Origin of the sequence: Pedobacter zeaxanthinifaciens (assembly GCF_003313335.1) — a bacterium.
GTDB classification, from domain to species: Bacteria; Bacteroidota; Bacteroidia; order Sphingobacteriales; family Sphingobacteriaceae; genus Pedobacter; species Pedobacter zeaxanthinifaciens.
Genome location: NZ_QMHP01000012.1, coordinates 75,760 through 91,658, shown reverse-complemented (window position 1 = coordinate 91,658; position 15,899 = coordinate 75,760). Strand labels below are relative to the sequence as shown.

Below are 15,899 nucleotides of genomic sequence, written 5' to 3'. Positions count from 1 at the left end.
ACAAAATTATGAAGTATTTCCTTTTTTACAAGGACAAAGACTGGCGTGTGCCTTCCGCTCAAAATTTGAAGGCAAAATGCAACCATAACCTAACGTTGCCGATGAAGTTTTTAGCCACTTTTTTACTGTTTTTTACCATGCAGGTTTTAAATGATGTAAAAGCGCAAACTGTAACAATTAACCTAAAAAATGCCTCCTTGGCACAAGCAACCGAGGAAATTGGCCGACAAACCAAGTATGATTTTTCTTACAACGACCTCATACTAAAGAAAGCGAAACCAGTAACATTGAAATTAGTAAAAGAACCGTTACTAAGTGCTTTGAGAAAGTTGTTTGCTGAACAACCTATTGGTTACGAAGTACAGGACAGGATGATTATCCTGATTGATAAAAATGCTGCAGGTACATCTGCTCAGGGACTGCAAAGTAGTGTGAGCGGTATAGTAACCAACGATAAAGGAAGCCCGCTAGACGGCGTAACCGTGAAAGTAAAAGGAGCCAGTTTTTCTACTAGAACAGATAAAAATGGCCGTTTTTCCGTTCCGGGGCAATATGCAGAATCTATTTTAGAAATTCATTTACTGGGTTATGCAGATTTGGAAATCAGTGCACAAAGAGCTCGTACAGTGACTTTATCTATGACTACTTCTGACTTGCAAGAGGTTGTAATTAACACCGGCTACCAAACGATAGATAAACGAGCACTTACAAGCGCAGTAACTACCCTTAAAATGGATGACATTATTGCGCCAGGCATTAATACCGTTGATAAACTATTAGAAGGTAGGGTACCAGGCTTAATTTTCATGCAAAATTCTGGTCAAGTGGGTGCAGCACCTAAATTAAGGATAAGAGGTACATCTACTATTTTGGGTAACAGAGAGCCGCTTTGGGTTTTAGATGGCATTGTGCTTCAGGATCCCGTGAATATTGACCCACAGCGCATGAACGATTTGGATTTCGTAAATCTTTTGGGAAATGCTATTGCAGGACTTAATCCAGAAGATATTGACCAAATAGATGTTTTGAAAGACGCTGCTGCTACAGCGCTTTACGGTGCAAGAGCTGGCAATGGTGTAATTGTAATTACTACAAAAAAAGGTAAAAAAGGAAAGCCAACTATCGCTTACGCTGCAGTTACTACGTTTACCCAACGTCCACGATATTCGGATGCTAACATGTATATGATGAACTCTGCAGAGCGTATGGACGTTTCAAAAGAGTTGGTGGAAAAAGGTGTTTACTACAGCAATGTAACGCAGTGGTCTGGTTATGAAGATGCCTTGATAAAGTATAACAACGGCACCATTGGCTATAACGAATTTAAGCGTTTAAGCGATTACTATGCAAGTGTAAATACAGATTGGTTTGATTTATTAACCAGAGATTCTTTTTCGCAAAATCATACGCTTACGCTTTCTGGCGGATCTGACGAGATCAAATACTACTCTTCGTTAGGCTATACTAATGAGCAAGGTACCCTGAATGGTGAATTCGGTAAGCGCTATTCATCGATGCTAAATATTACTGCCGACTATAAAAGGTTTACCGCACAAATTGGTTTTACCGGGAGTTATTCTAACAGAAATTATTCTCCATCAGATTTGGGTGTGTTAAACTATGCTTATAATACCAGCAGAACCATGCCTGCCTACAATACAGATGGTAGTTTGTTTTACTATCCTAGAACTGATAACGGACAGATTTACAATTTCAATATTTTATCGGAACAACAAAATAGTGGCGATAATACGAAACTTATTGAGGCTAAAATTAGGGCCTTATTGAAACTGAAAATTACGCAGGAGTTTAATTTGGAAGGCACTTTTGCTTATGGTATCAGTAATAACAACCGTGAGCTTTATTATACAAAGGATACTTACTACATCAGCAAATTACGTGCAGATAGAGCTTTAAACCGTGATTTGGCACCAATTGGTGGTGAGCTTCAAAAAAATGAAACTACCAACAACAACTACACAGGTCGTTTACAAGCTAACTTTATCAAAGGCTTAGGTGAAAGTAAAAATCATTCTATTAATGCTATGGCTGGTATTGAGATAAAATCAAACGAGTACAATGGCTTTAACATTACTCGAAGAGGTTACTTTACTGAGATGGGCGGATATTTTGATGCTGTACCAACCACTTATTCTGCCTACTATCAGCAATGGATGGCTATCAACAAGAGTGCTTTGGGCTACTACGAGCGTCAACTTACCAATGAGTTGGCTTGGTACGCTTCTACAGGTTACTCTTACCGAGATAAATACATCTTCAATGTGCACATCCGCGGCGAGCAATCGAATTTATTTGGCAGAAGATCGAATAATAAATTACTGCCAATTTGGGCGCTATCGGGAAGATGGAACATGAAGGAAGATTTGTTCAACAACACCAATTGGATCAACGATATCGCATTGAAAGCCTCTTGGGGTTGGCAAGGAAATATGCTTCCAGGGCAATCTCCTTACATGGTTATCAGCACCAATACAGTAACCAATCCATATTACGGTACTACTTATGCTAATATCAGTAATTATCCAAATCCTGATTTGAAGTGGGAGAGAACCTCATCTACCAACGTAGCGGTTGACTTTTCAATTTTTGGTAATAAGGTAAAAGGATCATTGGGTTATTTCTACAAAAAAACACTTGATGCCTTTTTAAATAAGACAGTGGCAGAAATTAATGGCGTTCAAACTTACGTAATTAACAGCGGTACGTTAGAAAATCAAGGTATTGAAGTTGCACTTAACATTACCGCCATTGACCGTGCCGGACTAAATAAATCAAAAAGAGGTTTTGTTTGGCGTTTTGATCCACAATTGGGACAGGTATTGAACAAGGTTTTAAATAGAGCCATTAACAATCGTAACAATGTATTGGTGGATAATTTAACCTATGCTAATTTCTTGGATGGTTCGGTACAGCTTTCAGGAAAGCCAATCAATACTTTTTATTCATATAAATTTAAAGGACTGAATCCAACTACCGGCACACCAATTTTTTACGGGGCAGAGCCAGAAAACGCGGCAGCGTTGCAACAGAAATATGCGCAGATGACCCGTGAAGATATGTATTTAGAGGTGCTTAGTGAATCTGGTCGTCGTGAGCCCTTTATTCAAGGTGGTTTGTCAAATTATTTTGGCTGGAGAAACTTTGGTCTTTCGTTCAACTTGACTTACTCTTTAGGGAATAAAATCCGTTTAATGAAAATTACTTCTGGAAATTATGCAACGTTGGCTGCTTACCCGCAACAAAATTTGCGTAAAGAATTTGTGTACAGATGGCGCAAACCAGGTGATGAGGCTTACACCAATATTCCAGGCATACAAACTTCGGTTGATTTAAATTCTTCGTGGTGGCAACAATACCCTGCCTCAAGCTTAATGCTAGGAGGTAGCGTATATGAGCTGTATGATAATTCAGATGTTAGGTTGGTAAGTGCAGATCACGTGAAATTACAGTCGGCATCTTTCCGCTACAGCTTCAATGAAAACTTACTGCGCAAGCTTGGTTTAGGATCTGCTTATGTAAGCTTAAATGGAACTAATTTGTTCATCATAAGTAACAAAGCATTAAAAGGACAAGATCCTACGCAGTCAGGCTCAGCACCAAATATCAACTTATCGTTAAGGCCAACTTATTCGGCCAGTATCAATGTTTCATTTTAAAACTAAACTCATGAAATATATTTATGCCATTTTAGTCTGTTTGTTGCTACTAACTTCATGCAGCAAATTTTTGGAAGAATATTCAACGGATAAGAAGTACGTAGAAACTCCAGAAGATCTTGATAAACTGATGGTTGGTGAGGCTTTTATGACCAGCCTCTCATTTTCGGTGTACAGTCAGGCTACCTTATCAAATCTCACTGAAACTGGGGCTTTAGCGCCATGGTTACACGTAATGGATGATGATACCGAGCCATTTTTGTTAGACTTTGTTGCTACAGATCAATCTACGCCATTTTATATGCTCTCGGCATTCCATAATTGGCAACCTACGCCCAACATTAACATTTTAAATTTTGGTTGGGAGGATGTCTTATGGCGAAAAGTTTATAAAAACATTGGTGCCATCAACGCCATTATCTTCCAAGGAAATGAGTTGGTAGCAAAATCACCTAACGATGTTAAACTAAAACGTATACTTGGTGAAGCTTACTTTTTACGTGCCTATTATTATTTCTTCTTAACAAATGTGTATGGTTCGCCTTACCGTAAAGCAACAGCAAGTACTGATGAGGGAGTGCCGTTGAAAGTAAGCGAGAAAGTAGAAGATAAGTATTTTACACGTGATAAAAACGACGTTATCTACAAGCAAATTATCAGCGATTTGGATATTGCTGCACAAAATTTAAGCGGTTATAATCCAGCCACAAGAATTAGAGTTGGAATTGGTGCTGTAAAAGCTTTGCAAAGTAGGGTTTACTTGTATACAGAGCAATACGACAAAGTACTTGAGGCTGCTAAAGGCATGGAAGATTTGGGCTATGCTTTAAAAGATCTTAAAACCTACGTTGCCAAATCTAACTTTACACACCGTAGTTCTACCGAAACTATTTTTACCATGGGATCTAACGTGATACCAGTAACCATGCTTAATGATTCGGTTTCGCAATGGAGTAGTGATAGAATTGCTTCGTCATTTAAATCATCGGACAATTTAATTGATAAATATGATGCAAGTGATTTAAGACTTAATGCGTTCTTTACCAGATCTGCAAAAGCAAAAGCTTGGCTTCCAGCTAAGTACCGCACATGGTCTACCTATAACGATCCAGAGCAAACTTCTTGCCTTTATGCTTTCCGTTTTGCGGAGGTAATATTGAACCGTGCCGAGGCAATGGCTATGATGGGCGCTGATGCTGATGCCAGAAATGAAATTCAAAAATTGCGTACCATGCGATTTAACAATGCTTCAACTGCGCAACTGCCTCAAACTAACCAAGAATTGGTAGAATTTATTAGAGATGAGCGCCGTAGAGAATTGTGCTTTGAGGGACAACGTTGGTTTGATTTAAGAAGATATGCCGTAAATTCGAAATATCCACTGCCGGCCAGCTTTACCATAAAGCATCCAGTTTATACCTATGACCCGCAATCTAAAACTCATGCAAAAACTGGAAACTATATACTGAAGTCCATATCGCAAGATGCTGCCGCTTGGCAAGTGCCAATTCCAGTATATGCTATCGAATTTAACCGCGGATCATTGACCAATCCAATACGTCCATTACGTCCTGTTCAACCTTAATAGTTTAACACATGAAAAAAATAAACTACATTGTTTTGTTAGCCATTGGCGTTGCATTGGCTTCATGCAGAAAAGAAGAAACGCTTACGTTTCAAGACTACGATAAAAATTGGCTTGCTTTGGAAGATAATGCAAATGACGCAACATTGCATTCTAATTATCTTTTTTACAAAGAAACTGGCATTCCTGTTTTTATCAATGACACCATTGGTTCGCAGCCACGCGTAGATGTTTATGGTAAAAACTATATCCACTACCAAAAGCTCTCATTAAGTTATTCTTTAGGCGGTATACAAACTGGCGCTCGTCCTATGGTGCTTTCGTTTACCTATTGCAAAAAAACGGATGTTCCGGCTGCGTTAGCATATTTAAAAAGCGATATTCTTCCGGTGATACCTAAGAAAGTATATGTTCCAAGCATCTTATTGGTTGAAAATTTAAATACCGTTGCCTTTGGGTCCTATGCTTTTAAGGGATTAAATACGGTGGTAATTGGCGGTGTTTCTACAATTCCAACGATGAGCGCTACTACTAAAATGGCCTATAAAGGTGCCATATTACGTGCTATGCTTACCAACGCCGTTTTTGATAAAAAATACAGCGAGTTGCTGGATAAATTTTATGCGGTTTCGAGGAAATACGTAGTAGGTAAGGATGTATATACAGGAATTTATATCTATCAAATAACAACAGCTGTTACCGGATTACCTGCAGGCACTACGGCAACACCACAAGCAATTGGATTTATAGGAACTGATCCCCGCAACCCTTATTATACTCCAATGTCAGATTGGATTGATGTATGTGTTTACTTGGAAACGATTTTGGGAACCACCGATGCTGAATTTAAACAGAGATTTGCGGCTAGTCCAAATATCTTGTTGAAGTATGGCTACATCAAACAAATATTAACCGATATAGGCGTAAATCTTTAAATAAAATAGGTTAGTAATCTAATTTGTTCCGTCCGTCATTCTGTCCCACAAGTATGGGATTAGGATTCTCATTGACCATCCATAATGAAAACGGCTTTCATACCGGGTACTGAATGGCGGCGGAACTTTAGAGAATAACCAAATAATAACTTCACACCCATTTTAACGTGGGACAACTTTAACACACAACTAAAAATTTAATGAAAAAAACAATCATTTTATCCGTGATGCTAGCTACATCAGCATCTGTATGGGCGCAAACTGCAGTAATCAAAGGAAAATTCCATAAACTTTTGCCGAATAATAAGGAAGTAAGCGAAGTTTTCTTCTCGAAATCTTCGGATGGCGATATCGAAGTGATTACTCCGATGATAAAAAGTAGGCAAGACCAAGTTTTTAGATCTGAAGTAAAAAAAGAAGATCTTAACGCAATTAGATATGTTGGCGTTTTTGACGAGCAATATGCGGTTTACCTAAAATCAGGAGAGGAATTAACTATAGACGCTGGAGATGGACAAATCACCTATTCAGGTGCGCTCAGTAAAGAAAATAAAGTGTTTGCTGATTGGTATAAATTGATAAAACCACTTAGGTTTTATGGCTATACGAAAGATAATTACAGGTTGCCTTCTGAAGGCTATTTGAAAGTAATAGATTCGCTAAAAGCTCCTGTTGAGAAATTTCTTAATAATATTCATACCGGTAATGCTGATTTTGATAAACAAGCAAAGAACTTTTTAACTTATAGCTACAAATATGATGTAGTGATCCCTGTTGCATCAGGTTTAAACATGGGGAAAAAAGAAGAATACCCTGCAAGTTTAGTGAGTTTTTATAATGATGAAAAATGGAACGATCCTAATGTTTGGAATTTACCAATGGGATATCATTATATGCTTTATTTCGGTTTTGTAAAACACATTATTTACGGTGGCAAGCAAGGTATGGCTGCAGATTTTCTGATACCAGAAATTTCAAATAAAGAACTTCGTGCCAAATTTGTTTTAGCGCAAGCTCAAAGAGGTGCTTTTATTGATTATGTGAAATACCTAGAAAGCAACGAGCAATATATGTTGAATGACCAGCAACGTGCTAAAATGAAGGAGTTGTTAAAAAGAGCTCGTATGAATGTGGCAGGTGGCGACTGGATTGATTTCTCTTATCCTGATGTGAATGGTAAAATGCACAAATTATCTGAAAACTTAGGCAAGGTAGTGTTAATTGATGTTTGGGCCACTTGGTGTGTGCCTTGTTTGCAAGAACAACCAGCTTTGGAAGAATTGGAAAAAGCTTTTGTTGGCAAAGATGTAGTTTTCATCAGTCTTTCAATTGATACTGATAAAGCTAAATGGCAAAAAATGGTTGATGAGAAAAAACTATCGGGTCTACACTTATTTTCTAACAATCAGGGAGTGATTGTAAAAGACTACGAAGTAACTGAAATTCCAAGATTCATTTTATTTGACAAAAATGGAAAAACAGTGAACATCAATGCTCCAAGACCATCAGATCCTAAATTGAAAGCATTAATTGAGTCGAAACTTTAATAGGTACATGTATGAAACATTTTTTTAAATTGATGGTGTTGGCGGTTTGTGTTTTCACGGCACAAGTTGTATCAGCACAGGGTATAAATTTTAAAACCATGAGCCTTAAAGAGGCTATGGGAATAGCGGGAAATCCTGCAGAGCCAAAGTACATTTTGATTGATTGCTATACCACTTGGTGTATTCCATGCTTGGAAATGGCACAACAAGAATTTCCGAAAAAGGAAGCCGGAGATTACATCAACCCCAAATTTGTATCGGTTAAAATAGATATGGAAAAGGGCGAAGGGATAGAAATTGGCAAGAAATATAATGTAACTGCCTATCCAACATTCTTAATTTTGAATGCACAAGGTCAGGAAATCAACAGGGTTGTTGGGAAATCAACAGCGCAGGAATTTGTAGAAAAAATAAAAGCTGCGCTTGATCCTAAAAACTCTTTGGCAGGTTTAAAAGCTGCTTATGATGAGAGCAAAAATATGACCACCGGATTTCCTTACGCTTTGGCGCTATATCAAAGTTCAAAAGATCCATCTCCAGTATTAGAAGAACTGTTTGAAAATGCACAAGATTTTGAGCGATTCGGCAGAGACTATTTAGAGCTGGCTTTCGGCATCACCAAGTTCGGTAGCCCATTTTTCAGAAAACTGATGTTAGAAAAATCAAATATCGATGCAGCTTGGGGAACGGAAGTAACCAATAGGATCATTTTCGATAAAGTACGTAAAGATATGTATCAAGTTGCCAGTGAAACAGCTGCAAGGTACAACATTGTTTATACGCCTAAAGAGGTGGAGGAAGTGGCCTATACCATTTCGCTACTTAAATTAGATCAAAGTAAACCAGAATCACACATGTGCAAAATTGCGCTTTATGTGGTGAACAAAGATTTGGATGGATTAATTAAATACTACAAACGCAACATTGCATTAATTCCTAATAATGACGTATTTAAAGGTATACTTGACGGTATTTTAATGAATAAAATGGCAAAAGCTAACGATGCTCAAAAACTAGCCATCAAGGAATACTTTAATAATGTAGCGAAGATTTATGAAAAGGAATCAAAAGCATATTCTGACAAAGCACAAAGTTTAAATAGAATTGCTGGCAAATAATCAAGCGCAATATAGGAGAGAAGATGAGAAAGCATATAACACAACGGAGCGTTGGATTTATCTTGATTTTATGGTGCTTAAGCGCAAGTGCTGCAATGGCACAAAGCTTTACGGATGATGCAAAAATTTTGACGAATTATCAAAAATCGTTGGATTCGCTTTTCCTTAAAGTGAAAACCATTACTGCGCCTGAGGCTAAAACCGAATTGGCTGATAATACCAGCGCCATTTCTTTAAATCTGGTGAAACCGAATAAAAAAGTATTAACTGGAAATGAAGTTTATGAACATGCAAAACTATCGACAGTAACCGTTGGTATCGCTTATTTATGTCCAAGATGTACTAATTCACATATCAGTGAGTCTTCAGGTTACGTAATTGATCCTAAGGGAATTGTAGTGACCAACTATCATGTGGTAGCCATGTATGCCAACATTAGCGATGGGAATAAGCCACTTGGGTTTACCGTGAGGATGGCTGACGGAAAAGCTTATGCCATTAAAAAGGTTTTAGCTTGCTCAAAAAGAGACGACTTGGCTGTACTTGAGCTAGTTACCGATGGTGAAAAACTTCCTGCTTTGGCCTTGGCGCAAGCAGGTAATGTAGGAGATAAGGTGTATGTTTTAGGACATCCAAAGGGGATGCACTACTTTCTTTCGCAAGGCTACGTAACTAATAAATATTTCGAAGAAGCAGGCGAACATGATAAGAAGTTTTTTCGAGAAATGATGGCCATATCTGCAGATTATGCCACCGGATCAAGTGGTGGTCCGGTAATGGATAGTCACGGTAATGTGATTGGTACCGTATCCAATACAAAAATGTTAACGCACAGTGAAATGAATCCTAGCGTACAAATGGTGATTAAAAATACCGTTCCAGTGGAATCGCTGAGGAAACTGGTGAAATAAGTGCGACATTAAAAAGTCTGATTTAACACACAATAAACAGAAAAACAAGGTTAGTTTTTAGTACAGGCCCCTGATGAGTTTGCTCAGAAGGGGTTTTGTTTTTTAGCCATTTGTTTTCGCTAAAGGGAACCATCTTTTACCTTTTCTTGAATATCGGGGTCTGTAGCTCTCCACTTTTCAAAAGCAACAATGGCTTCGCTTGCTAAAATGCGTTCAAACTTTACCTCTTGATTTTCTATCGGATGTTGCAGTTGATCTAAAATAAATTGATCGCCAAACCCAGCCCACTCCGCATCTCGTTTGGTGTTTCCGTAATATACGGTTGCTATGTTGGCCCAATAAATGGCACTTAAACACATAGGGCAGGGCTCAGCACTGGTGTATAAAATGCAACCACTTAAATCAGGTTTTCCGATGTGTTTTGCCGCTTTTCTAATGGCATTTACTTCTGCATGAGCAGTTGGATCACATTCATGCGTTACGGTGTTGCCCGCACTACCTAATATCTTCCCGTCACGTACAATTACAGCGCCAAATGGCCCGCCGTGTAGGCTTTTAAGGTTCTTTTCAGCCAAGTCAATGGCTTTTCTCATGAATTTTTCGTGTTGTTCCATCGGTATCTCAACGCATTAGCTTGGTATTCTGTTTTAACTTTTATCAAGATTTATCAGCTGATGTAATTGCTGCATTCCGAGATGGAAATTACTGTCAATTTGTAATGCCCGAGCTTGCAATAATTGTACTTCACAACGAAATGTGTTAATTTTTATACATTTGTAATACAGCAAATACATTGAGCAAGCAGCCTGAAATAAAAGATATTTGGACCAACTTTTTAGGTGGCGACCAAAGCGCATTGAAACAAATCTACCTTGATTATCATAAAGCTTTGTTTCAATATGGGATGCGCATGATTTTGGATGAAGATGCCTGTCGTGATTGTATCCATAATCTTTTTGTTAAAATCTGGACAAATCGCAAATCGCTGCGCTACACTGATAACGTAAAGTACTATTTGATATCGGCTTTGCGTAATGAAATTATCAATTACAAAACCAAGGAAAACCGCTACGATCACAACCCGCTGAACATGGAAGATTTTATGCTCGATTTCAGTGTAGAATCTGTCTATATCCGTAAGGAAGAAGTTAACGAGCAAACCAAAAAAATGGCAGATGCCATGAATCAGTTAACTCCAAGACAAAAGGAAATTATTTACCTGCGTTTTTTTGAGGAGCTGGACTACGATCAAATTGCCGAAATGATGGATATTACTGTTAAAGGAGCGTATAAGTTAAGCGCTAGAGCTCTTGAAGCACTCAAAGAAATTATGCAGGTAGATAAAGTTGTTCTCATTGGTATGTTACTTTCTGCCAAACATCAATTGTGGCACTAAAACTTTTTTCAAAAAAAAATAATTTTCGTGGGGTAATTTTTTAAGCCTAGCTGTTTGTATAATAAATAGCCCCTAAAATGCAAGCTAAAAATTACCAAAACTATACGGTTGAGAGTTTTATTGAGGATGAAGATTTTATCCGTTACGTAAAATATCAACGACCAGTTGACAACCTTTTTTGGGAAGAGGTAATGGCATTGCACCCTGAAAAGCAAACCGATTTTAAAAATGCTGAGAATCAATTAGGTGTTATTTTAAGCGCTCAACCTTTGGCAATGCCAGCAAACTTCACGGATAGTTTGTGGAACGATATTGAAAATACCCTACAGAAAAACAAGCGCCGTTCAAAAGTAATCAGGCTTCGTAACATTTGGTTAAGTGGTGCCGCTGCCTGTTTAGCGTTTTTTGGCTATGGTAGCTGGTATTTTTATTCAGATATTACCATCTCTACAAAATTCGGCGAACAGAAAGTGTTGCTTTTACCTGATGGCTCAAAAGTTCGTTTGAATGCCAATTCTTCTATCAGCTATGCTAGGGCATTTAACTGGAACGATATACGAAAAGTAAGTGTTGATGGAGAAGCCTATTTTGAGGTAAAGCACATTAACCAAAACCCAACAGAAGTTAAAGCTGGGGAAAGGTTTATAGCCGAAAGTAAAGCATTGAGTGTGGAGGTTTTAGGAACCACTTTCAATTTAAAAGCTAGGCCAAATCTTAATCAGGTAACTTTAATTGAAGGTAAAGTTAACGTAAAAGCCGTTGGAAGCGGTGCCAATAAAGTGCTAAAACCTAGTGATTTAGCAGTTTTAAATGCTAACAAAACTTTTGAAGTAGATCAAAAGGCAACTGTTGCTCCTCAAGTTGCCTGGACAGAACATAAACTACTGATGTCGCAAACTCGTGTGGGCGATATTATTTCGGAATTTGAAAACCTATACGGTTATAAAATCATTTTGCCTGATACTGCAATGGCTAATAAGCGAATTGATGGTACCATTTCAACTGCTAGCGAAGAAAGCATGCTCTTCGTTATCAAAAACATCTTAAATGTCAACGTGAGGCAACAGGGCAAAACAATTTACCTAGAAAAACGATGAGCAACTAAAATTTTTACAACAACAAACTAACCTAACCAACTTAATGAAACATTTAACACACACCCTAAAAAGGGCAGTAGTGCTATTGCTTATGAGCGTTGCTATTTCCATTTGTGCATTTGCGCAACAGGGGAGGGTTCCGCTATCTGATGCACTAGATCAAATCGCCAAAAAATATAACGCTAAGTTTGCTTATGAGCACGGTATTGTGCAAGGTAAAACTACAACCAACAGTCAGTTGGCAAATGCAAAAAGTTTGGAGGAAGCACTCAAAGCCGTACTTTATCCAAATAATTTGCTCTTTCTTTACGTCAGTGAAAAAAATTATACCATCGTTACCCGAGATAAAACAAACGATATTTCGGTAAGTGTTGAGCCTAGTACTATTTCAGGAGGGAAAACCAATACTGATAAATATGTGACGGGAAAAGTGGTTGATGAGAGCGGCAGTCCTATGCCAGGTGCTACGCTGAAAACCAATGCTTCTAACCAAAGTTATATCAGCAATTCCAACGGTGATTTCTCCATGTTTGTGCCATTAAGCGCTACAGAAATTAGCGTGTTTTACGTGGGCTTTCAACCAACTGCGTTAAAATTAGATGGCGAGCCTAGAAATTTAAGGGTTGTACTGAAACCAGATTTAAATCAACTAGATGAAGTTAATGTGGTATCTACCGGGTATCAAAAACTACCAAAAGAAAGATCAACTGGAGCAGCAACTGTAATTACACCTGATGACATTAAAAAAGTATCGGTTGCTAATTTGCTTTACCGTTTGGAAACTTTGGCGCCTGGTGTTAAAATAACCTTAAACTCAGGCGATAATAGTTTTGTATATGGAATTAAAACCGCTTCTATCAATGGCGGTACACGTACAAGAGGCAGATCCGATTATAACATGAACATTAGAGGCAACAGCACATTACAAGGTGAAAGCTTTCCTTTAATTGTGGTTGATGGTGCAATTTCGGAAAATGATATCTCTACCATCAATCCAGATGATGTAGAAAACGTTACTTTTTTGAAGGATGCTGCTGCAGCTTCAATTTGGGGTGTTCGTGCTGCAAACGGTGTAATGGTTATTACAACCAAAAAAGGCAGAAACAATCAATCGCCTGCAATTAATTTCTCTGTAAACGCCGCATTTTCCAACCATCCAAATTTAAGCAAGTTGCCGTTAATGACATCGGCGCAAACCATTGCTTTTGAACAGGAACTGGTTAACAAAAATTTAGTAACTGCACCAAGCAATACTACTGCGCTTGGCCAATCTTTGGCTGGTGTAACCGATTTAACTTTCAAATTAAGGGCCGGTACAATTACACAAAGCGAATACGATGCAACCATTGCACGCTACAGCGCCATGGATAGCAGGGGACAAGTTGAAGACTATTTGTTAAGGCCAGCAAGCAGTCAGAACTACAATTTTTCGGTAAGTGGCGGTAACAATTATTCCACTTATTTCTACTCTGCGTCTTATGCAAATGAAAATCCTTTTGCTGTTGGAAATAGTGGGAGAAGGTTAACTACAACTATCAATAACACCTTCAAGCTATTCAAAGTAGCTACTTTGTCAACCAACATAAAAGGTTCTTTCTTAAGATATAATAACAATGGCGTTTCCCTATCGTCTCTGTATAACCCATCGTCAGTTACTTTTATGCCTTATAATCAAATAGTAGATGATAATGGCAACAGGGTATATTACTCTAGGAAGTACTATTCTGGTTGGGTAAATACTTTATATGCAAAGGGTTTTCTTAATTGGGACTATAATCCGATTGACGAGATTGAAAACAGTGACGATAGCCAAAAAGATAACAACTACAGCATTAACTTAAATTTAAGCGTTCCAATTTTTAAAGGCTTAACAGCTAATGCATTTTATGCCAACGAAAGAGGTTTTAGCGAGGTACGCAAGTTTTACAACGAACAAACTTATTTTTATCGTGATTTAGTGAATGGATATACGCCTAATCCAACTTCAGGTAATGCGGTAAATAGCATCGGTTTGTCTAGAGGTGCGGGTATTTTAAATACCATAAATAGTACTGCTAACAATTATACGCTTCGTGGTCAGTTGAATTTCGATCGTAACTTCGGTACCAACCATCAAGTTTCTGCTATTGCTGGTAGCGAAATTAGGGAAACCAATGCGGGGCAGCTTTCAGGAACGCTTTACGGTTACAATATCGGTACTGGTATTTCTAGGCCAGTGAATTTTTCTACTGCCTATCCAACATTACAAGGCTTTAACCAAAATTTAAGTGGTGCTCCTGATCGCCAGGATAAACGAAGAAGATTTTTATCGTACTACAGTAATGCTTCGTATACTTATGCAGGTAAATACACTGTTTCGGGTAGTGTGAGATACGATGATTACAATAACTTTGGTTTGGATAGAAAATTTAGAGCAACACCTTTATATTCATTCGGTGCCAAATGGGATGCCTACAAGGAATCATTTTTGAAAGATGTATCGTGGATTTCGAACCTGAGTTTAAGGGCTACTTATGGTGTAAACGGTAATATTTCTACCACACTTTATCCATTTACTTGGATTTCTGTAAGCCCATCTGATTTGGTTACAGGCTTGCCAAGTGCAAGTATCATTGCACCAGCAAATCCGGAGTTAAGATGGGAAAAAACCTATGTTAGCAATTTAGCTTTGGATTTCGGTTTATTTAAAAATAGATTATCAGGTTCAGTTGATGTGTATCGCAAACGTGGCGAGGATTTGTTCTATCAATTTCCAATCAATGGAACTTATGGTGTAACTACACTTACCCGAAATGCTAGTACCATGACGGGCAAAGGTGTTGATGCCGCTTTGAATGCGATACTTTATACTCAAAAAGATTGGGAGGTAATTTCAAGAATAAACTATGCGTACAATACCAATGAAATTAATGATACGCGTTTTATTCCTACTGCGAGTTTTTACGCTAACCCTGCATACGGTTCTTTGTTAGCTGGCTATCCTAGTGATAAGATGTTTGTTTACCGTAATGCCGGTTTAGATGCAACAGGTATGACAATGGTTTACGATGAGAACGGAAATAAGCTGAGCGCTAATCAAAATGTGACCAGCGTGGCTGCATTAAAATATGCTGGCAGGATGACACCTAATCATTTTGGTAGCTTTATACAAAGTGTAAGATATAAAGACTTCACCTTAACAGCGATAGCTAGTTATCAATTTGGTAGCGTTTTCTTAAAACCTACGGTGAGCAGTTACTCTAGTTCTAGGTTAGGTGTACGTTATGATTTGCATGAAGACGTAGCTAACAGATGGCAAAAAGCGGGCGATGAAGCAAATACAGTAGTGCCGGGTATGGCAGGAACTTTTGCCGCAACTAGCTTGCTTCGCTATCAGCAATCGGATATTAATGTGTTGAAAGGGGATTACATTCGTTTAAGGGAACTTTCTTTAAGCTATAAAATTCCAACACAGAAAATTACGGATAAAATTAAGGGAGCAACTTTTGGCTTTAATGTACGTAACCTAGGTTTGCTATGGACTGCAAATAAAGAAGGATTGGATCCTGATGTATTGCCAAACTTATCGTCTACTACGCTTGGTTTGCCAGCAACGGTTTCTTACAACTTTTCGCTTAATCTAAACTTTTAAAA

The 15,899-nt window shown here is 38.1% G+C and carries 10 protein-coding genes; 9 read left to right on the top strand and 1 reads right to left on the bottom strand.

Features of this window, described 5'->3' with window-relative positions; translation table 11 throughout:
- Nucleotides 1-8 precede the first annotated feature (8 nt).
- The 6 genes from DUT68_RS16275 to DUT68_RS16250 all read left to right on the top strand — a co-directional run bounded on the left by DUT68_RS16275 (nt 9) and on the right by DUT68_RS16250 (nt 9,773).
- Nucleotides 9-3,677, top strand: coding sequence for a SusC/RagA family TonB-linked outer membrane protein (locus tag DUT68_RS16275; protein ID WP_113639287.1), 3,669 nt, complete (start codon nt 9-11; stop codon nt 3,675-3,677).
- Nucleotides 3,678-3,687: 10 nt separating this feature from the next.
- On the top strand, nt 3,688-5,262 hold the full coding sequence (locus DUT68_RS16270) for a RagB/SusD family nutrient uptake outer membrane protein (RefSeq protein WP_198659614.1): 1,575 nt from the start codon (nt 3,688-3,690) through the stop codon (nt 5,260-5,262).
- An 11-nt stretch (nt 5,263-5,273) separates the two neighbouring features.
- Nucleotides 5,274-6,197, top strand: a complete 924-nt coding sequence (locus DUT68_RS16265) for a hypothetical protein (RefSeq protein WP_113639285.1) — start codon at nt 5,274-5,276, stop codon at nt 6,195-6,197.
- Nucleotides 6,198-6,397: 200 nt separating this feature from the next.
- Nucleotides 6,398-7,744 carry a TlpA family protein disulfide reductase gene (locus tag DUT68_RS16260; RefSeq protein ID WP_113639284.1) on the top strand — a complete coding sequence of 449 codons (1,347 nt, stop codon included), beginning with the start codon at nt 6,398-6,400 and terminating at the stop codon, nt 7,742-7,744.
- An 11-nt stretch (nt 7,745-7,755) separates the two neighbouring features.
- Nucleotides 7,756-8,862, top strand: coding sequence for a thioredoxin family protein (locus tag DUT68_RS16255; protein WP_113639283.1), 1,107 nt, complete (start codon nt 7,756-7,758; stop codon nt 8,860-8,862).
- 23 nt (nt 8,863-8,885) lie between these two features.
- Entirely contained in the window at nt 8,886-9,773 is an 888-nt protein-coding gene (locus tag DUT68_RS16250) for a S1 family peptidase (protein ID WP_113639282.1), read from the top strand.
- A 119-nt stretch (nt 9,774-9,892) separates the two neighbouring features.
- Here DUT68_RS16250 and DUT68_RS16245 read toward each other — a convergent pair whose 3' ends face one another.
- The gene (locus tag DUT68_RS16245) at nt 9,893-10,387 is read right to left on the bottom strand and encodes a nucleoside deaminase (RefSeq protein WP_113639281.1); all 495 of its coding nucleotides are present in this window, start codon (nt 10,385-10,387) and stop codon (nt 9,893-9,895) included.
- Nucleotides 10,388-10,566: 179 nt separating this feature from the next.
- Between DUT68_RS16245 and DUT68_RS16240 the strand changes: the two genes are divergently transcribed.
- The 3 genes from DUT68_RS16240 (at nt 10,567) to DUT68_RS16230 (ending at nt 15,897) form a co-directional block, all read left to right on the top strand.
- Nucleotides 10,567-11,169 carry an RNA polymerase sigma factor gene (locus DUT68_RS16240; RefSeq protein ID WP_157960893.1) on the top strand — a complete coding sequence of 201 codons (603 nt, stop codon included), beginning with the start codon at nt 10,567-10,569 and terminating at the stop codon, nt 11,167-11,169.
- A 77-nt stretch (nt 11,170-11,246) separates the two neighbouring features.
- The gene (locus tag DUT68_RS16235) at nt 11,247-12,266 is read left to right on the top strand and encodes a FecR family protein (RefSeq protein ID WP_113639279.1); all 1,020 of its coding nucleotides are present in this window, start codon (nt 11,247-11,249) and stop codon (nt 12,264-12,266) included.
- Nucleotides 12,267-12,309: 43 nt separating this feature from the next.
- Complete coding sequence (locus DUT68_RS16230) at nt 12,310-15,897, top strand: SusC/RagA family TonB-linked outer membrane protein (RefSeq protein ID WP_113639278.1); 3,588 nt, start codon at nt 12,310-12,312, stop codon at nt 15,895-15,897.
- The last annotated feature ends 2 nt before the right edge of the window (nt 15,898-15,899 follow it).